Origin of the sequence: Micromonospora sp. WMMD1274 (assembly GCF_049179035.1) — a bacterium.
Taxonomy (GTDB): Bacteria; Actinomycetota; Actinomycetes; order Mycobacteriales; family Micromonosporaceae; genus Micromonospora; species Micromonospora tulbaghiae.
This window is the reverse complement of record NZ_JBMHMG010000001.1, coordinates 4,083,723-4,101,076: the sequence shown is the minus strand read 5'-3', so window position 1 is coordinate 4,101,076 and position 17,354 is coordinate 4,083,723. Positions and strand designations below refer to the sequence as shown.

Sequence of the window (17,354 nt, the reverse complement as noted above, 5' to 3'; positions counted from 1 at the left end):
GGGCCGGTCCACAGCGGACCGGCCCCCGTGTCCGTTCGGGTGACGCCGGCAGCCGATCGGATATTTCCATGTGCGCGTGCCGACCCTCGGTCGCCAGGCTCGGAGCATGGCGAACGAGACGACGATCCCACTGCTGCCGTGCCGCTCCCTGGACGACGTGGCACCCTTCTACCAGGCCCTCGGCTTCGAGGCCACGTACCGGCAGGAGCGCCCGAACCCGTACCTCACGCTGCGGCGGGAGGATCTCCATCTGCACTTCTTCGGGATGCCGGAGTTCGATCCCGCCGACTCGTACGGCTCCTGCCTGGTGGTGGTGGACGACCTGGTCGACATCCACCGGGCCTTCGCCGACGGCATGCGTGCCACGTACGGCCGGGTGCTCGTCTCCGGCGTGCCCCGGATGACCCGGCCCCGGCCCCGCCGCAACCAGGACGGCCACTTCGGGTTCAGCATCGTCGACCCCGGCGGCAACTGGATCCGGTTCGTCGGCCGGGCCGAGCCACCCCGGGCCGACGACAAGGGCGGCCTGGCCCGCACGCTGGGCAACGCGGTGGTGCAGGCCGACTCGCGCGGCAATCCCGCCCAGGCCGCGCGGATCCTCGACGGCGCGCTGGCCCGCCCGGAGGCCGCCGACGACCCGGCCGTCCAGGTGGAGGCGCTGGTCTACCGGGCGGAGCTGGCGCTGCAGCTCGGCGAGCCGGAGACGGCGCGGGAGCTGGTGCGGCAGGCCCGGTCGGTCCCGCTGGACGACGCTGCGCGCGACGCGCTGGCCGACACACTGCGGCACGCCGAGGACCTGACCGCGAGCATGCCGCCCGGATAGCCACCCGGCGCGGCGGCCCGGGTAGCGCGGCGGAGCCCGGCCGGTGGCGGTTTGCCGGCCGGGCCAGCGGGGACGCGACGCGGCAGGCGGCGAGGGCCGCGACGCGACGATCCGGGGAGGCGGCATGAGCGTCGAGCGCGCGAAGAACGACCTGGAGGATCTGGCCGGTCCGGCCCGGGCGCGGCTCGGTGACCTGAACCAGGACGAACACGCCGAAGCGGACCGGGTACGCGAACAGGACGAGATCCGGGGCAAGCGCCCCGGCGAGCACATCCAGGCGGACGCCCGCGACGCCGACGACAACTTCTCCGCCTGACCCTGCGTCGCCGGAGATCCCGGTAGCCGACGGCCCGCACAGAGGGCCGAAATCTTCCAAGATCTCCACGGACCGGCGTGGAGGGGCGGTGTCGGGGGTGGTTCCTATCCTGTGGCGATGGTTCTCACCGACGTCACCGGGTCCTGGGCAGGCACCAACGGCTTCCGGCTGATGCCCGCCGACCCGCTCGCCGAGTCGCCCGCAGCGCTCACAGTCGCCACCGCGGCCGGCGGGCACCTGACCACCGTGTCGTACTCGTGGGACCACCCCGACGACGGCCCGCAGGACGGCCTGCTGGTGATCGCCGCGGGCGACCGGCCGGGCTCGCTCGTCGCCTGGTGGGGCGACTCGTGGCACCAGCAACCGACCCCGATGACGCTCACCGGCGCGGCGGACGGGGTCTCGGCTGTCGAACTGAGCGCCGAGTACGGCGGCGGCTGGGGATGGCGGATCGTCCTCGACACCGCCGACCCGGCCCTCCTGCGACTGCGGATGGAGAACGTCGTCCCCGCGGACCAGGCCGGGCCCGGCACACCGGCCGGGCCCTACCCCGCGATGCTCACCGAGGTGCGCCGGGCCTGAGCCCGATCAGGCGTCGAGGATCCCCCGCAGCCGGCGCGCGAACGCCTCCGGCTGCCCGGCCTGGCCCATCTCCTCGCCGAGGAACCCGCCGTGGTGGCTCGGGAAGACGGCGGGCTGCCCGCCGAGCAGCTCGGCGGTGGCCACCGACGTCCGCGCGGTGAGCGTGTCCGCCGACTCCTCGCCCACGGCGATCACCACGCGGGTCGGCGCGGCGCGCAGCGCGTCGGCGTCCGGCCGGTACACGGTGACCGCCGCGGACCGGTCGGAGAGCAGCGGGTCGTCCCGGCTGCCGTCGTCCTCGGTCGGCATCCCGAACGCGGCGGGGTCCGGCGCGGGCTGGGCGAAGTAGTCGTCGGTGAACTCGCCCCGCCACGACGTCAGGCCGATGAACGCCGCCATGCCGGCACCCCAGCCGTTCTTCCGGTACGCCTCCTGGCAGGCGGCCATGGCCCGGCCGGCCGCCTGGGCGTCGGGGAGCAGCGTGGTCAGCGGCGGCTCGTGCGCCACCAGCGTGGTCACCACGTCCGGGTACGCGGCCACCAGGGCGAGCGCGGTCACCGCGCCGCCGCTGCTGGCGAACATGTCGACCGGGCCCACGCCGAGGGCGTCGACGATGTCGCGTACGTCTCGGGCCTGCACCTCGGGCAGCGAGTCGTTCCGGCCGTCCTTGCGGACGCTCCGGCCGAGCCCGCGCGGGTCGTACGTGATGACGGTGCGGTCCGGGAAGTACGACGCGAGCGTGGTGAAGCCGTCGGCGCACATGGGCTGGCCGATCATGAACAGGGGGCGGTGCCCGCCCTCGGCCGCCGTGGGGGCGTGGACGTCGTAGACGAGGTCGACCTCGGGCGTCTGCAGAGTGAGCGTCTTCATGCCTCTGTCGACCGGTGCCGGCCGGGAAAATCATCGGTCCTGCGGAAACGTGTGCCGGGCGCGGCTCGCGGCGGTGTCGGCGCCCACCGCCGCGAGCCGTGCCGTCGCGGTCAGCTCACCGTGCCGGTGACGGTGCTGCCGGACTTGGTCACGTAGTAGGTCAGCTTCGTGCCGCTCCAGAAGTGGAACGTGAGCGTCACCCGCTGGCCGTCGTTGACCTCGGCGAAGAACTCCGGCTTCAGCGCGATCGTGTTGCCGGTGTAGTTCGGCGCGAACGTCACGTCGAACTCCTTGTACGAGGTCCAGTTGTGCGGCCCGGCGTTGCTGCCGTCGGCGTACTTCGCCTCCATCGTGGCGAGCTGGTCGCCGCGGAACTGCGCCGGGAGCGTGAACGCGGCGGTGGTGCCGGTCGCGTTGGAGAGCACCGGCGGGTCGTACGAGATGATGCTGATCCGCCACGGCACGCCGGTGGAGAAGCGGGCCTGGAGGTTGGCGTTCACCCCGTACGCGCGGGAGCCGACCAGCCGGGTCAGCGCCGACGCGGTGAGCGTCAGGGTGCTGCCGGAGACCGTGTAGTCGGTGCCGTTCACGAGGTCGGTGGTGCCCTGGCGCAGCCCCTGGAACGTGGTGCCGTTCAGGTTGAGCGTCAGGCTCTTGGCGGTGATCGAGCCGGTACGCGGCACGTACACCTGGTCGCTGGACGCGGTGCCGGAGCGGGTGGTCCAGCTCGACTTGATCTGCGCGAACAGCTCGGGGTCCTTCCAGACGAAGGACGTCCGGTCGAAGTGCTGGCCGTTGTCCCAGAGCTGGGTGGTCAGCTTGCGGCTGCGCGCGTAGTGGCCGAGGAACTCGAAGAACTTGAGCTTCTCGCCCTGCTCGATGGTGCCGGTGTGGCGGTCGAAGCCGAGCAGCCCGTACTCACCGATGATCACCGGGATGTTGCGGGTGACGAAGGCGTTGTAGACGCGGTCGAACTGGTCGGTCAGGTCCTGCTGGACCGTCGCGTCGAACCGGGTGCCCCCGGCGACGTTGACGCTGAACGGCCAGTACCCGTAGAAGTGCACGGTGGCGATCAGGTTCGGGTCGTTCAGCGTGTTGAACGTGCTGACCAGTTCGTCCACCCGGGCCTGCTCGGCGGAGGTGTGCAGGGTCGGCAGGACCAGCAGCCGGGTGGCGTTGTTCCCGCCGGACTGGCGGACGATGCGGTGGAACGAGGTGTTCAGCTCGTTGAGCAGCGTGGCGTTCTGCGCGTCGCCGGAGTTGCCGGTGAACTGCGGTTCGTTGACGCTCTCGAAGGTCAGCTTCGGCGAGGAGTCCTTGAACGCGGCGGCGATCTGGGTCCAGAGCGCGTTGTAGCGGTTCAGCACGCCTGTGCGGTCGGTGGGCATCGTGTTGATCCACTGCCACGAGTCGTGGTGGATGTTGAGCACCACGTAGAAGCCGTCGGCGAGCGCCCAGCCGACCACCTCGCGTACCCGGTTGAGCCAGGCCGCGTCGATGGTGTAGTTCGGCGCGGCGCCGTGGTGGTTGCTCCAGGTCACCGGGATGCGGATGCTGTTGAAGCCCTGCGCCCGGACGTTGTCGAGCAGCGCCTCGGTGACCCGCGGGTTGCCCCACGCGGTCTCGTCCGCGCCGACCGCGTCGAAGGAGTTGCCGAGGTTCCAGCCGGGCTGCATGGCGGCGACGGCGGCCATCGCGTTGCCGGCGGGCGGCGGGGTGGTGGGCGGTGGCGTGGTGGGCGGCGGGGTGGTCGGGGGCGGCGTGGTAGGCGGGGGCGTGGTGGTCGGCGGCGGGGTGGTTCCGCCGACGCCGCCGGTGCAGGCCACTCCGTTGAGCGAGAACGCTGTCGGCGCGGTGTTCGCGCCGGACCAGGAGCCGTTGAAGCCGAACGAGACGCTGCCGTTGGTGGCGATGGCGCCGTTGTAGCCGACGTTCGTGGCGGTGACGTCGGCGCCGGAGGACGTGACCGTGGCGCTCCACGCCTGGGTGACCCGCTGGCCGGACGGGAACGTCCAGCGCAGGTTCCAGCCGTTCACGGGGTCACCGAGGTTGGTCACGTCGACGTTCGCGGTGAAACCGCCGGGCCACTGGCTGGCGGTCGTGTAGGTGACGCGGCAGCCGGCGGCCGCCTGGGCGTTCGTCGCCATCACGGCGGTGCCGGTCACGAGCGTGGCGGCGGTCGCGGCGACCAGGCCGACCCGCAATCGGGCGGTACGGGGAGAGCGGAACATGGTGGTTCCTTCGTGGTGGGGTGGGGCGCGTGGACGGGGAAGGCGGGGCGCGCACCCGCCCAGCGCGAGAGTAAGTTTGGAATCTAAACATTGTCAATCGGCAGACGTGGATGCAGGAAGCACGTCAGGCGGTCGGCGGCGTCTCGACGGTGAGGTGCGCCGACAGTGCGCGCAGGAAATCGGGCGCGTCGAAGATCCGGCCGGCCGAGGCGACACCGGTCGCCCGCGTCCGCCCGGTCAGGATCCGGTGGACCGCCTCGACCGCCAGCGGCGCGCTGATCGCGTAGATGTCCTGCCCGTGGGCCGCGACCCGCCGCCGGACGTCACCCGCGCGCACCACCACGTCGACTGTGAACGTCTGCGCGGACCGGCCACGCTCGTCCACAGCGGCCGGCGCGTCCCCGGCGGCCAGGTCCCCTGCCGCGTCCACGGTCATGTACGTGCACACCTCCGGGATGTCCAGGTGGCTCGGCACCGTCACCACGTCGGCCATGGTGAACTCGCCGAGCACCGGCCGGACACCGAGCGGCGCCGGGAACTCCCAGTCCAGCCGGGGCAGGTCGCCGTCGGCGTACACCAGGCGCCCGTCGGTGAAGCGGACCCGCCGACCGGCGCGGCGCTCGCGCGAGACGACGCCGGAGGCGACCGTCCCGGCCGTCGGATGCCAGCTGCTCAGCCCGTACGCGACGTGCGCCTCGTCGGCCGCCGTCCAGTCCCCCATCGCGGCGGTGACCAGCAGGTCGCCGAGTCCGCCGAAGAACGCCATGGCCGGCACCACCGCCACGCCCGCGGCCCCGGCACGCCCGGCGTAGTCGGCGAACGTGTCCCGGTTCGCCTCGATCTCGGCCGCCACGTCGACGTAGGGGATCCCCGCTCGCACCGCGGCCTCGATCAGCGGACCCGCGGTCGAGGCGAACGGACCTGCGCAGTTGACCACCGCCGCCGCCCCGGCCAGCGCCCGATCCAGCGAGGCCAGGTCGTCCACCGACGCCACCCGGCGCTCCTCCCCCGGGAACGCGGCCGACAGCTTGCCCGCGTCGCGCCCGACCGGCAGCGGCTCGTAACCCCGCTCCCGCAGCTCCGCCACCACGAACCGTCCGGTGTGCCCGTACGCCCCGAACACCGCCACCTGCATGTTGCTCTCCCTCGAAGATCGACTGAACTGATCCTCGCCGGGATCCGAGGGCCGGGACAGTGGCGCAAACGCCAATGCCCGTACAGTTTCGGACATGACTCTGATCGCGCTCGCCGCCACCGACGGGATGCTGCACTTCGAGCTGGCGGCGGCCTGCGAGATCTTCGTCCGCGACCCGACCGGCCTGGCCGACCCCTGGTACGACCTCGTGGTCTGCGGCCCCGGCCCGGTCGGCGTCGGCCGGTTCGCCGTCACGCCCGACCACGGGCTGGACCACCTGGCCCGCGCCGACACGGTGATCGTCCCGGCGATCGAGGACACCGACGCCGAGCCGCCGCCCGACCTGGTCGACGCCGTCCGCGCCGCCCACGAGGCGGGCGCCCGGATGGTCTCGTTCTGCACCGGCGCGTTCGTGCTCGCCGCCGCCGGCATCCTCGACGGGCTCCGCGCCACCACCCACTGGGCGCACACCGACGCGCTCGCCGCCCGCTACCCGCGCGTCCAGGTCGACCCGGACGTGCTCTACGTGGACAACGGCGACGTGCTCGCCTCCGCCGGCAAGGCCGCCGCGATCGACCTGTGCCTGCACCTGATCCGCCGCGACCACGGCTCGACAGTCGCCAACGCCGTCGCCCGCCGCCTGGTGGTGCCGCCGCACCGCGCGGGCGGCCAGGCCCAGTACGTCACCACACCCGTCCCGGCCCGCGAGGACCACCCGCTCGCCGCGCTGCTCCCCTGGGCGATGGCGCGGCTGGACCACCCGCTCACCGTCGCCGACCTCGCCCGCCAGGCGACCATGAGCACCCGCAACCTGGTCCGGCACTTCACCGCCGCGACCGGCGCCACGCCCTCGCAGTGGTTGGCGACGCAGCGCATCCGGCGGGCGCAGGAGCTGCTGGAGAACACCGACGACAGCATCGACGCCGTCGCCGAGGCGTCGGGCATGGGTACGGCGACGACACTGCGCCGGCACTTCCAGCGCACCGTGGGCGTACCGCCGGACACCTACCGCCGCACGTTCCGCCGCGGCTGACCGGATTGCCCGGCGGTAGTAGCGTCGGCCACCCGATCACCGGAGCAGACCATGACGGACCAGGTACGGGTGCCCGACGACGGCGCCGGCGGCAGCGAGTTAGAGGCCCGCGCGTTCCGGCACGGAGGATATGGTCGATTCGACCAGCGGCCGATCGTCGCCGCGCTCGTGTCACGCATCCGCTCCCTGTCCGGTGGTGTCGTGCCGCTCGGGGGGACGGTCGCCTGACACTCGACACGGGGGAAGATGTGTTCGACGTGATCGTGGTCGGCGGTGGACCGACCGGAATGATGCTGGCCGCCGAGCTGCGCCTTCAGGGCGTCGGCGTGCTCGTGCTGGAGCGGGACGCCGAGCCGCCGCCGTACGTGCGCTCGCTCGGCCTGCACGTCCGCAGCATCGAGGTGATGGACCAGCGCGGGCTGCTGGAGCGGTTCCTCGACAACGGCGGCAAGCATCCGATCCGGGGATTCTTCGCCGGCATCGACAAGCCCGCGCCCGCCGATCTGGACACCGCCCACCCGTACGTGCTCGGCATCCCGCAGACGCACACCGACCGGCTGCTCGCCGACCACGCCGCCGAGGTCGGCGCCGAGATCCGGCGCGGCCGTGCGGTGACCGGGCTGGAGCAGGACGACGACGGCGTGACGGTCCACCTCGACGGCGAGCCCTCGGAGCCGTTGCGGGCGCGGTTCGTGGTCGGCTGCGACGGCGGGCGCAGCACCGTCCGGAAGCTGCTCGGCGTCGGATTCCCCGGCGAGCCGTCGACAGTCGACACGCTGCTGGGCGAGATGGAGGTGACCGCCTCCCCGGACGAGATCACCAGGGTCATGACCGAGGTACGCCGCACCGAGAAGCGGTTCGGGCTCGGGCCGTCCGGCAGGCCCGGCGTGTTCCGGGTGGTCGTACCGGCGGCCGACGTCACTTCGGTGCCGCCGACGCTCGACGACTTCAAACGGCAACTGACCGCGTACGCGGGCACCGACTTCGGCGTGCACTCCCCCCGCTGGCTGTCCCGGTTCGGCGACGCGACCCGCCTGGCCGAGCGTTACCGGATCGGGCGGGTGTTCCTGGCCGGCGACGCCGCGCACATCCACCCGCCGCTGGGCGGGCAGGGGCTCAACCTGGGCATCCAGGACGCATTCAACCTGGGCTGGAAGCTGGCGGCGGCCGTGAACGGATGGGCGCCGGACGGCCTGCTGGACACCTACGAGTCCGAGCGGCGGCCGGTCGCCGCCGACGTGCTGACCAACACGCGCGCCCAGATGCTGCTCACCACGAACGAGCCCGGGCCGCAGGCCGTGCGGGAGATGCTGACGCAGCTCATGGACTTCGACGAGGTCAACCGCTTCCTGATCGAAAAGGTCACGGCGATCGGCGTCCGGTACGACGTCGGCGAGGGGCACGCCCTGCTCGGGCGGCGGCTGCGCGACGTACCGCTGCCGCATGGACGCCTGTACGAGCTGATGCGTACCGGCGGTGGGTTGTTGCTCGACGGGACCGGGAAGCTGTCGGTGGACGGCTGGGCCGACCGGGTCGGGCTCGTCGCCGGCACCGGCGACGAGCTGGACGTGCCGGCGGTGCTGTTGCGGCCGGACGGGCACGTGGTCTGGACCGGTGACGACCAGCGGACGCTGGACGACGCTCTCACCAGGTGGTTCGGCGGAGCGACGCGGTGAGCTGCCGCCGACCGCCAAAGGACGGTCAGGGTCCCGTCGTCTGGTAGCTGCGGAGCGCGGCTTCGACGAGTCGGGTGAGGTGGTCGTCGCCGCCGGGCTCGTTGCCCTGCTCATGAACGGTCACCAGGGTGGTGCCGGTCCGGACGAGGATGCTGTCCCATTCCAGCGTGGTCGAACCGGAAATCGTGCTGGAGTCGATGCGCATGTTCTCGTCGCCCAGTCGCGGCCCCGGCACCACCGCGAAACGGTAGCTGCCTCCGTCCTGGCCCGGTGACGCCACGGCAGGGCACCGGCCGATGAGCGTCCGCAGGTCCGCCATCGCCCCTCGGGCGCCGTCGTCGGCGTACGTCCTGAGCACTTCGTTCGCCACCCACGGGTAGTCGGGGCCCTCGGCGGAGCTGACTGTGGCAGCGGCCATCGCCGACGGAGTACCGGTCAGCCGCTTGGCCGACAACAGCGGAATCATGTCCGCACAGGGCACCTCGGGGCCGGGGCGCTGCCGGCCCGCATCCGGGGCCAGGACCGTCGCGATGTCCACTGTGAACCCTGGTGGCAGTGCGTCCGTGGTCACCAGCCGCGCTGACAGCGACGCGGAGTAGCCGGCGCCGCCGGTCGCCGGAAGCTTCCGGGTGGTGGGCGTGCCGGTCGCCTCGGCCGTGGAGGGGACGGCTTCGCCCGCCGAACGATCCGCTGGATCAGCAGTAGAGGGTCCGCACGCGGCCACCACGCAGACCGCGCCCGCCGCGCCCAGCCTCCGTAGCACCATCCTGAGCACCGGGCAGACTCCATCTGTCGTACGGACGCGTCAGGCTACCAACGGACGTGACTCCAATCGGCCGCCCGGCCGCGGGCCGACCGCCGGACGGACCCCAGCGCATCCGCTCTCCCCTATGCTGCGCCGCGTGACGGTTCTGATGATCTACAACGGTGACACGGCGCCGGACACTCCCGGCACACGTACCGGCGGTGTTCCGCTCGTACCTGCGGGCTTCGACTGGCCGGTGTGCGGCGAGTGCGACGGACCGATGCAGTTCCTGGCCCAGGTCCGGCTCGACGACATCGACGCGGCCGACGTCGGACTCTTGTCGATCTTCATGTGCCAGAACGATCCGGGCCTCTGCGACGAGTGGGATGCGACAGCCGGCGGCAATCGCGCGTTCGTCTTCCCTTCCGGGGAGCTGGCTCCGCCTGCCGTGCCCTCGGGCGACACCGTCCTGGCGGCCGAGACGTCCGCCGTCACGTACGTGCCGATGCGGGACTCCGACGGCTACGACGAGGCGCGCGAACGCTGGCGCGGTGAGTCGGGCCGACCGCTGCGAGACGTCCTCGGGCAACTCGGCGGACTGCCGGCGTGGCTCCAGTTCGACCAGACGCCCACCTGTCCCGCCTGTGCCCTGCCCATGTCGTTCGTCGTCCAGCTTGAGGAGGGCCACGATCACCGCACCGGCTTCAACTTCGGTGGCGGTGGTTGCGGGTACGGATTCCGCTGCCGGCCGTGCTCGACGGCGGCGTTCCTGTGGCAACAGTGACCTGCCTTTCGGGCTTGACGAACGCCAATGGTAAGCCGTAGCTTACCGTTCGTGGGCACTTACCGAACCGAGGACGGGTGGGACGCCCTGGGCGACCCGACGCGGCGGGCGATCATCGCGTGTCTCGCGGAGCAGCCGCGGGCGGTCGGCGAGCTGGCCGCGGTGCTGCCGGTCAGCCGGCCGGCGGTGTCGCAGCATCTGCGGGTGCTGAAGGACGCCGGCCTCGTGACGGACCGGACGGCGGGCACGAAGCGTGTCTACCGGCTCAATCCCGCCGGCGTGGCCGCCCTACGAGATCAGCTCGACACCTACTGGAGCCGCGCGTTGGACGGCTTCAAGGACGTCGCCGAGCGCCCTGACGAGGAGGAATCATGAGTGGAACGGATGCGGTGGTACGGCGGCAGATCGTGGTCGACGCGCCGGTCGAGCGCGCCTTCGCGGTGTTCACGGAGCGGTTCGGCGACTTCAAGCCGAAGGAGCACAACCTGCTGTCGTCGCCGATCGCGGAGACGGTGTTCGAGGCGAAGGTCGGTGGACACATCTACGATCGCGCCGAGGACGGCAGCGAGTGCGCCTGGGCGCGGATCCTCGTCTTCGAGCCGCCGGACCGGCTCGTCTTCAGCTGGGACATCAGCCCGGCATGGCAACTCGAACAGGATCTGGAGAACGCCAGCGAGGTCGAGGTCCGGTTCGTCGCCGAGACACCGGGGCGGACCCGGGTCGAGTTGGAACACCGCAACCTGGACCGGCACGGTCCGGGCTGGGAGTCGGTTCGTGACGGCGTCGGCCACGACGAGGGCTGGCCGCTGTACCTGAACCGCTACGCCGCCCTGTTCACCGAGGCGAGATAGCGCAGAGTCCTGGGCCGCACGGTGCACGAGGAGCACGGGCTGATCCACCTCACGATGCACCCCACGCCGTTGCCGCAGGAGCCGACGGCGGCGCAATAGGCTCCGGATCGTGCACGGATTCACCGACGTCGACCGGCAGTCAGACCCGGACTCGTGGATCGGCGTGCTCGACCGCCTCACCGACGAGCCCTTCTACCAGGCGTATCAGCATCGGGTCCGCGAACTGCTCCATCCGGTGCCCGGCCGGCGCTACGTCGAGGTCGGTGCGGGCACCGGGGCGAGCGCGGTCCGCCTCAGAGACGAACACGACGCCTGCGTGGTGACCGTGGACCGCGCAGTCACCATGGCTGCCGCCATGCAGGCGCGCGGCTTGACGCAATGCGCCGTCGCCGACGCCCACCGGCTGCCGTTCCTCGACGACTCCTTCGACGGCGCCTGGTCCGACCGCACCGTGCAACACCTCGCCGATCCCAACGCCGCGATCGGGGAGCTCGTCAGGGTCGTCCGGCCGGGTGGCCGCATCGCCCTCGCGGACCCCGACTACGACACGCAGGTACTCGACATCGCCGACCAGGATCTGGCGCGACGTGTGCTGCGGTTCCGGGCCGACGTCCTCCTCCGCAACGGCACCCTGGCCCACCAGCACGCCGGCATTCTCGCCACGCTCAGTCTGGCCGACATCACCGTCGAGCCCCGAACGCTGCTGGTTCGCGACCCGGCCGCCGCCGACAACGTTCTGGGCCTGCGCAGTTGGGCTGCCACAGCGGCTCAGCGCGGCGTACTCGAACCCGGCGACGCTCGCGCGTTGGAAGACCAGTTCGACGAGGCCGTCGACGCGGGCCGGTTCACCTATGCAGTCACGTTCTTCCTCACGGCGGCGACCGTCACCTGAGACGGAGGGCACTGGCAGACTGTCGCCATGCCGCCCGAACCGGAGTCGTGGACCATCAGGCACTTCTCGCAGGCCAATCCCGTGGGTCCAGGACAGGACAGTGTCCCGGCGTTGCTACGCCGCATCGCCGACAGCATCGAACAGCGGCCGGGCATCGAGGTCCAGGACGTCGTCGTACAGAACGAGATCACTGCCGACGGTGACTGGTGGTCGGCCACCGTCTACTTCCACGAGCCGTCGCGGTAACGCACCCGGTGGCTACCCCGGCTGATCACGTAGATCCTGCGGCACAGCACCGAGAGTTCGAGAGGGCACTGGAGCGCGCCTCGGGCTCCAGTCGAACCGGGGCAGTGAGCGGGCTGACACCTGTCGGGGTGTAGGCAGGCGGGGCGTCGGGTACCTCGCGCCCAACCCCGCACCCCTGCTCAGGAGGACCTTATGACCGTCGTACTCGCCGTTGTCTGCAAAGACGGGGTCGTGATCGGCGCCGACTCCCAGATCACCGAGAGCGACCGCGGTCTGAGCTTCCCCGCCCAGAAGCTGCACCCGCTGGGCGACTGCGCCGCCTGGGGCGGCAGCGGCGCGCGGGGAGTGCTCAACGACCTGCGCCCCCTTCTCCAGGACTCGGCCACCGCCATCCTCGAAGCACCGGACATCGGCGACGAACTGCAGGAGCGCGTCCTGCCCGTCTTCAAGAAGCACTACGAGAACTACATCCCGGACGTACCGGGCGAGGGCAGCGGCGGCGGGGTGTCGGCGTACCTGCTCGCGGCCGGCTACAGCCAGGGCGGGCCGTGGATCGTGGAGATCAACCCAAACGGGCTCATCGGCCGATACGAGGACGTGGGTTTCCACGCCATCGGCTCCGGCGCACCCATGGCCCAGCAGGCCGGCGCGCTGCTGTCCCACTTCCGGATGACGACGCGCACCGTCGAGTACGGCGTGGTGGGCGTGGTGCGGGTGCTGGAGGCGTTGGAGCGGACCTCGCCGTCGGTCGGCGGGCCGTTCAGCGTGGCGTGCATCCGCGAGGAGGGCGCCCACCACCTCGACGAGAAGGAGATCGCCAAGGCGCTGAAGGACGCCGAGCGCTGGCGCGACCTCGAACAGAAGGCGCTCGACGACCTGTTCGACTGACGCCGGCGGGTGATCGGCGACGACCGGCACGGTGGCGACCCGTCGGGGGTTGTCCACCGTGCCATGAGGGCGAGATCGAAAAGGCCGTCTCCGACTGGCGGAAACGGCCTTTGAACTGGGTGGAGCTGAGGGGATTTGAACCCCTGACCCCCTCGATGCGAACGAGGTGCGCTACCGGTCTGCGCCACAGCCCCTCCGCTGGCGAACCAGCGTCGGTCCCACCCAGCTTTCACCGGGTGGGCCGGCAACAAGGCTAACAGGTCGCGGCCCCGCGACGCGAACCGCCCCACCGCCCACGTAGATCTTGGAAGAAAGCGGCCCCCAGAGGGGCCCAATTCTTCCAAGATCGCTACCGAGCCCAGCACCGGCGAGGCAGGTGAGGGGTCAGGCGCCTCGGCCGGACTGGTAGGGGCGTCCGCGCAGGCCGCCCGCACGCCGGTAGGACACCGAACCGCCGCTCGCGGCCGGCGGCAGGTCCGCGGGACGGTCCAGCCCCATCGCCGTACGCCGGACCGCCTCGCGCTGGGCGGCCAGCCGGCGCTGCGCCTCCCGCCGGGCCGCCGCGCGCCGGGCCTGCTCGCGGCGTACCTCGGCCTGGCGGGCGGCCAGCCAGGCCGCCTCGCGGGCGTCCGCGCGCCGCCGCCGGCGCTCGGCCAGGGCGCGCTGCCGCAGGTGTACGACGTACGCCACGAGCAGTGCGCCGGTGACCGAGACGCTGATCCAGAACCCGGGTCCGACGAGCACCACGCCGCCCAGCTCGACCAGGTTGAGCAGCAGCAGCGCGGCCAGCACCCGGCGCCGGCGGTAGATCGCCGGGGTGTGCCGCCGCCGGGGCGGGTGCCGTCGGCGGGACTGGGCCGGCACCGCGGAGACGGGCCGGAGCCGCCCGGAGCGACGCCGCAGCGGTGGCGCGGAGACCGGGCGGGCAAGACTGCCCGTGTCGGAATCTTCACTGAGGGTCACGACGAGGGAGCGCGGAGGCTGCAGCGGTCGCCGCCCGGGCACGGTGCGCCGTCGACGCTGGCGCTGGAGCACCCGCGCCGTCGACTGCGCCCGCTCCGCCACCAGCCGCTCGGTGGCGTCGTACCGGCGGACCAGCGCCGGAGCGAGGGCGAGCAGACCGGCGGCGGCGAGGACGGCGAGGAGCACCGACGTGGGCACCCTCACCCCTCCCGTCACCAAAGTTCGGGGCGAGCGTCACACCGCCGCAACTTCTTCCGTCGACCGTCGTTTACGGCGCACTTCGTGCGGGCGGGCAGCGCTTGCCACAGCTTGCAGTTACTTGAGGTTACGGGCCGCCGACCCGGTTCACAGTGCGCCGCGCCGGGCGTTCGCCTCAGCGGCGGTTGTCACGTACGCGGTGCCACCGCGCCAGCAGTCCGCCCTCGGCGACCACTTCCTCGCCGGTCATCGCGTATCCGATGTGGTCGCGCCACGCGCCGTCGATGTGCATGTAGCGCACGTGATAGGCCTCCTCGCGGAAGCCGAGCTTCTCCACCACCCGGCGGGAAGGCAGGTTCTCCGGCCGGATGTTCACCTCGATCCGGTGCAGGCCGCCCGGCCCGAACGCGTGGTCCACGGCGAGCGCCACAGCGGTCGGGATCACGCCGCGACCGGCCACCCTGGAGTCCACCCAGTAGCCCACGTACCCGGAGCAGAACGCCCGCCGCACGATGCTGCCGATGTTGACGTGACCGACCAGCCGCTCCTGCCCGTTCTCGCGCAGGCAGACCGCGAACGGCATGCCCTCACCGGTACGCGCGGACTTGCGCTGGTCGGCGTGCACCAGGCGGAACGCGGCGGGCGAGTTCGTCTCGTACCAGCCACCGGGCACATGGGACTCCCACGGCGCCAGCCACTCCCGGTTCGCGCGCCGGATCTCCGACCATGCGGTGGCGTCCGAACGCCGGTACGGCCGCAGCACCACCGGGCCGTCCACCAGCACCGCCGGCCACCCCGGCGCCCGCCGGAACCTCACCGGCGCCGGTCCAACAACAACACATCCACCGTGGACCCGGCAGCGGCCGTGGTGACCCGCTCGCCGAGCACCAGCAGGCCGTTCGCCTCGGCCAGGCCGGAGAGCGTGTACGGACCACCCGCCAGCGGCTGCACCGTGTACCCGCCTCCGCGCCGCTCGGCCACGTGCGCGGGCCGGAACTCGCGCAGCCCCACCGGGGACGAGACCGTCTCCAGCAGGTGCGCGCGGACGCTCGGCCGGAACACCGGTTCGGCGCCGGCCAGCAGCTGGATGGCCGGGCGGGCCAGCACCTCGAAGCCGATCAGCGCCGCGCCGGGCTCACCGGGAAGACACACCACCGGCACCTCCTCGGCGCCGACCGTACCGAACCCGAGGGCCGTTCCGGGATAGAGGGCCACCTCTGTGAAGGTGACCGGCCCGGCCCGGCCGCCGTCGCGGCGGGACAGGATGCGGCGGACCATGTCGCCAGGGCCGGTGCCGGTGCCGCCGGTGGTGATGATCAGATCGGCGCGCAGCGTCTGGTCCTCCAACAGGCCGCGCAGCGCCTCCGGGTCGTCGTCGCAGATCCCCACCCGGTACGCGAGCGCGCCCGCCTCCGCCGCCGCCGCGGTCAGCGCGTGCGAGTTGGTGTCCACCACCTGCCCGGGCTGGCTGCCCCGGCCCACGTCCACCAGTTCGTCGCCGGTGGCCACGATGACCACGCGCGGGCTGGGCCGTACCACCACGTGCCCGATGCCGGTGGCGGCGAACACCGCGACCAGGGCCGGGGAGACGTACGCGCCGGCGCGGGCGAGCAGCGTGCCGGCGACGAGTTCCTCCCCGGCGCGGCGCAGGCCGTACCCCCGTTTGGGGGCGCGGAAGATCTCGACGGCGGCCATGCCCTGGTCGGTCCACTCCACCGGGACGACCACGTCCGCGCCGATCGGCAGCGGCGCCCCCGCCGCCACCGAGAAGCAGGAGCCGGGGGTGAGCCGCACCGGCCGCCAGCTCGCCGCGCCCAGGTCACCCACCACGTTGAGGCGGATGCTGCGGCCGCCGGGCATACCGGAGGGGGCCGGGACGTAGCCCGGCCCCCGACTCCCACCGGAGATGTCCTCCCAGCGCGCGGCGTACCCGTCCACCGCCGCCTGGTCGAAGGCGGGGTACGAGTGCGGGGCGACCACGTCCTCGGCAAGCACGTTGCCGTACGCCTGGGTCAGGTCGAGGTCGAGTGGAGGCAGCGCTCGTAACCTGCGCAGCACACTGCCCAGGTAGTCGGCGAGCGGCGTCAACTCGTTCGCGGCCGCCTCGGCGTCGGCCGTCGCGGTCATGTATCGGCACCGCCGGACGCGTCGCGGATGCCGTTGAGCACCGCAGCGGTGACCGTCTCGTCGCCGTTGTTGACGAACTCGGTCAGCCACTTGCGGAACTCGGCGCCCAGGTCCTCCCGCTCGGCGGCGATCTGCACCACGGTCTGGAGGTAGCCGAGCGGCATGCCGGTGTCGTAGCGGGTGCCCCGGTAGACGATGGCGTGCACCGGCACCCCCTCGGTACGCAGCAGTTCCATCGCGTCGGTCAGCTGGATCTCGCCACCGCTGCCCGGCTGGGTACGCCGGATCGCGTCGAAGATCTTCCCGGGCAGGACGTACCGGCCGAGGACCGCGAGGTTGCTGGGGGCGTCCTCCGGGCTGGGCTTCTCCACCATGCCGGTGACCTTGACGACCTCGGCGATGTCGGCGTATTCCGACTCGGCCGGCTCGACCGACGCGATGCCGTATCGGCTGGTCTCGGCCGGGTCGACCTCGAAGAACGCGAGCACCACACCGCCGGTGCGCGCCTGGAGTTCCAGCATGGCCGGCAGCAGCGGCTCGGACGGCTTGACGAACTCGTCGCCGAGCAGCACCGCGAAGGGCGCGTCGCCGACGTGCGACTCGGCGTACCCGACGGCGTGGCCGAGGCCGAGCTGTTCCGGCTGGCGGACCGTGTAGATCGCGGCCAGTTCCTCGGTGCGCTTGACCTCGGCCAGCAGCTCGGGCTTCTTGGCGAGCCGTTCCTCCAGGTCCGGCCGGCGGTCGAAGTGGTCCACCATCGAGGTCTTGCCGCGACCGGTGATCAGCAGGATGTCGTCGATGCCGGCCTGCGCGGCCTCCTCGACGATGTACTGCAGCACCGGCCGGTCGACGACCGGCAGCAGTTCCTTCGGAACCGCCTTGGTGGCCGGCAGGAACCGGGTGGCCAGGCCGGCGGCCGGGATCACGGCCTTGACCGCGCGGGAGCGGCCGGGGGCCGCTGAGGGGTTCGCTGAGTGCTCCGACATGTCGCGAG

At 72.1% G+C, this 17,354-nt stretch carries 20 protein-coding genes and 1 tRNA gene; 12 read left to right on the top strand and 9 right to left on the bottom strand.

All coding sequences use genetic code 11. The annotated features are described in order from the left end of the window. Positions 1-106: 106 nt before the first annotated feature. From ACN27D_RS19590 to ACN27D_RS19580, 3 genes are all read left to right on the top strand, one after another. Entirely contained in the window at positions 107-823 is a 717-nt protein-coding gene (locus ACN27D_RS19590) for a VOC family protein (protein WP_121686295.1), read from the top strand. A 124-nt stretch (positions 824-947) separates the two neighbouring features. Continuing rightward, positions 948-1,139 carry a general stress protein CsbD gene (locus ACN27D_RS19585; RefSeq protein WP_120571734.1) on the top strand — a complete coding sequence of 64 codons (192 nt, stop codon included), beginning with the start codon at positions 948-950 and terminating at the stop codon, positions 1,137-1,139. Between the two features lie 117 nt (positions 1,140-1,256). Beyond that, complete coding sequence (locus ACN27D_RS19580; protein ID WP_357899733.1) at positions 1,257-1,721, top strand: hypothetical protein; 465 nt, start codon at positions 1,257-1,259, stop codon at positions 1,719-1,721. A gap of 6 nt (positions 1,722-1,727) precedes the next feature. Here ACN27D_RS19580 and ACN27D_RS19575 read toward each other — a convergent pair whose 3' ends face one another. The 3 genes from ACN27D_RS19575 to ACN27D_RS19565 form a co-directional block, all read right to left on the bottom strand. Further along, positions 1,728-2,591, bottom strand: a complete 864-nt coding sequence (locus tag ACN27D_RS19575; RefSeq protein WP_358176534.1) for an alpha/beta fold hydrolase — start codon at positions 2,589-2,591, stop codon at positions 1,728-1,730. Between the two features lie 110 nt (positions 2,592-2,701). Then, complete coding sequence (locus ACN27D_RS19570; RefSeq protein WP_421499681.1) at positions 2,702-4,822, bottom strand: cellulase family glycosylhydrolase; 2,121 nt, start codon at positions 4,820-4,822, stop codon at positions 2,702-2,704. 124 nt (positions 4,823-4,946) lie between these two features. Beyond that, entirely contained in the window at positions 4,947-5,957 is a 1,011-nt protein-coding gene (locus ACN27D_RS19565; RefSeq protein WP_421499680.1) for a saccharopine dehydrogenase NADP-binding domain-containing protein, read from the bottom strand. A gap of 94 nt (positions 5,958-6,051) precedes the next feature. Here ACN27D_RS19565 and ACN27D_RS19560 point away from each other — a divergent pair, with 94 nt between their 5' ends. From ACN27D_RS19560 to rox, 3 genes are read left to right on the top strand one after another with little or no spacing between them, the layout of a single operon-like run. Beyond that, complete coding sequence (locus ACN27D_RS19560) at positions 6,052-6,990, top strand: helix-turn-helix domain-containing protein (RefSeq protein ID WP_278091308.1); 939 nt, start codon at positions 6,052-6,054, stop codon at positions 6,988-6,990. 51 nt (positions 6,991-7,041) lie between these two features. Next, positions 7,042-7,218 (top strand): hypothetical protein, encoded by a 177-nt coding sequence (locus tag ACN27D_RS19555; RefSeq protein ID WP_421499679.1) that lies wholly within the window; start codon positions 7,042-7,044, stop codon positions 7,216-7,218. A 20-nt stretch (positions 7,219-7,238) separates the two neighbouring features. Next, positions 7,239-8,666 carry a rifampin monooxygenase gene (gene rox / locus ACN27D_RS19550; protein WP_421499678.1) on the top strand — a complete coding sequence of 476 codons (1,428 nt, stop codon included), beginning with the start codon at positions 7,239-7,241 and terminating at the stop codon, positions 8,664-8,666. A 25-nt stretch (positions 8,667-8,691) separates the two neighbouring features. Here the strand turns inward: rox and ACN27D_RS19545 are convergent, their stop codons facing one another. Further along, a complete protein-coding gene (locus ACN27D_RS19545; protein WP_421499677.1) occupies positions 8,692-9,432 on the bottom strand; it encodes a hypothetical protein in 741 nt (246 codons plus the stop codon). A gap of 136 nt (positions 9,433-9,568) precedes the next feature. Between ACN27D_RS19545 and ACN27D_RS19540 the strand changes: the two genes are divergently transcribed. From ACN27D_RS19540 to ACN27D_RS19515, 6 genes are all read left to right on the top strand, one after another. Continuing rightward, positions 9,569-10,195 carry a DUF1963 domain-containing protein gene (locus ACN27D_RS19540; RefSeq protein WP_421499676.1) on the top strand — a complete coding sequence of 209 codons (627 nt, stop codon included), beginning with the start codon at positions 9,569-9,571 and terminating at the stop codon, positions 10,193-10,195. A gap of 27 nt (positions 10,196-10,222) precedes the next feature. After that, entirely contained in the window at positions 10,223-10,570 is a 348-nt protein-coding gene (locus ACN27D_RS19535) for an ArsR/SmtB family transcription factor (RefSeq protein ID WP_013473924.1), read from the top strand. Next, positions 10,567-11,046 (top strand): SRPBCC family protein, encoded by a 480-nt coding sequence (locus tag ACN27D_RS19530; protein ID WP_357899706.1) that lies wholly within the window; start codon positions 10,567-10,569, stop codon positions 11,044-11,046. The genes ACN27D_RS19535 and ACN27D_RS19530 overlap by 4 nt, the downstream gene beginning before the upstream one ends. Positions 11,047-11,155: 109 nt before the next feature. Continuing rightward, entirely contained in the window at positions 11,156-11,938 is a 783-nt protein-coding gene (locus ACN27D_RS19525; RefSeq protein WP_421499675.1) for a methyltransferase domain-containing protein, read from the top strand. Positions 11,939-11,965: 27 nt separating this feature from the next. Continuing rightward, positions 11,966-12,184, top strand: coding sequence for a hypothetical protein (locus tag ACN27D_RS19520; protein WP_120571746.1), 219 nt, complete (start codon positions 11,966-11,968; stop codon positions 12,182-12,184). A gap of 192 nt (positions 12,185-12,376) precedes the next feature. After that, a complete protein-coding gene (locus tag ACN27D_RS19515; protein ID WP_120571748.1) occupies positions 12,377-13,072 on the top strand; it encodes a proteasome protein in 696 nt (231 codons plus the stop codon). A gap of 120 nt (positions 13,073-13,192) precedes the next feature. On the opposite strand, the gene ACN27D_RS19510 is transcribed toward ACN27D_RS19515, so the two are convergent. The 5 genes from ACN27D_RS19510 to ACN27D_RS19490 all read right to left on the bottom strand — a co-directional run bounded on the left by ACN27D_RS19510 (position 13,193) and on the right by ACN27D_RS19490 (position 17,346). Then, positions 13,193-13,266, bottom strand: a tRNA-Ala gene (locus ACN27D_RS19510). A 190-nt stretch (positions 13,267-13,456) separates the two neighbouring features. After that, positions 13,457-14,239, bottom strand: coding sequence for a hypothetical protein (locus ACN27D_RS19505; protein ID WP_421499674.1), 783 nt, complete (start codon positions 14,237-14,239; stop codon positions 13,457-13,459). 169 nt (positions 14,240-14,408) lie between these two features. Next, positions 14,409-15,050 carry a GNAT family N-acetyltransferase gene (locus ACN27D_RS19500; RefSeq protein ID WP_421499673.1) on the bottom strand — a complete coding sequence of 214 codons (642 nt, stop codon included), beginning with the start codon at positions 15,048-15,050 and terminating at the stop codon, positions 14,409-14,411. Next, positions 15,047-16,360 carry a gephyrin-like molybdotransferase Glp gene (gene glp / locus ACN27D_RS19495; protein ID WP_334459871.1) on the bottom strand — a complete coding sequence of 438 codons (1,314 nt, stop codon included), beginning with the start codon at positions 16,358-16,360 and terminating at the stop codon, positions 15,047-15,049. Before glp ends, ACN27D_RS19500 begins: the two co-directional genes overlap by 4 nt. Further along, positions 16,357-17,346 (bottom strand): UTP--glucose-1-phosphate uridylyltransferase, encoded by a 990-nt coding sequence (locus ACN27D_RS19490; protein WP_120571750.1) that lies wholly within the window; start codon positions 17,344-17,346, stop codon positions 16,357-16,359. The genes glp and ACN27D_RS19490 overlap by 4 nt, the downstream gene beginning before the upstream one ends. Positions 17,347-17,354: the final 8 nt, after the last annotated feature.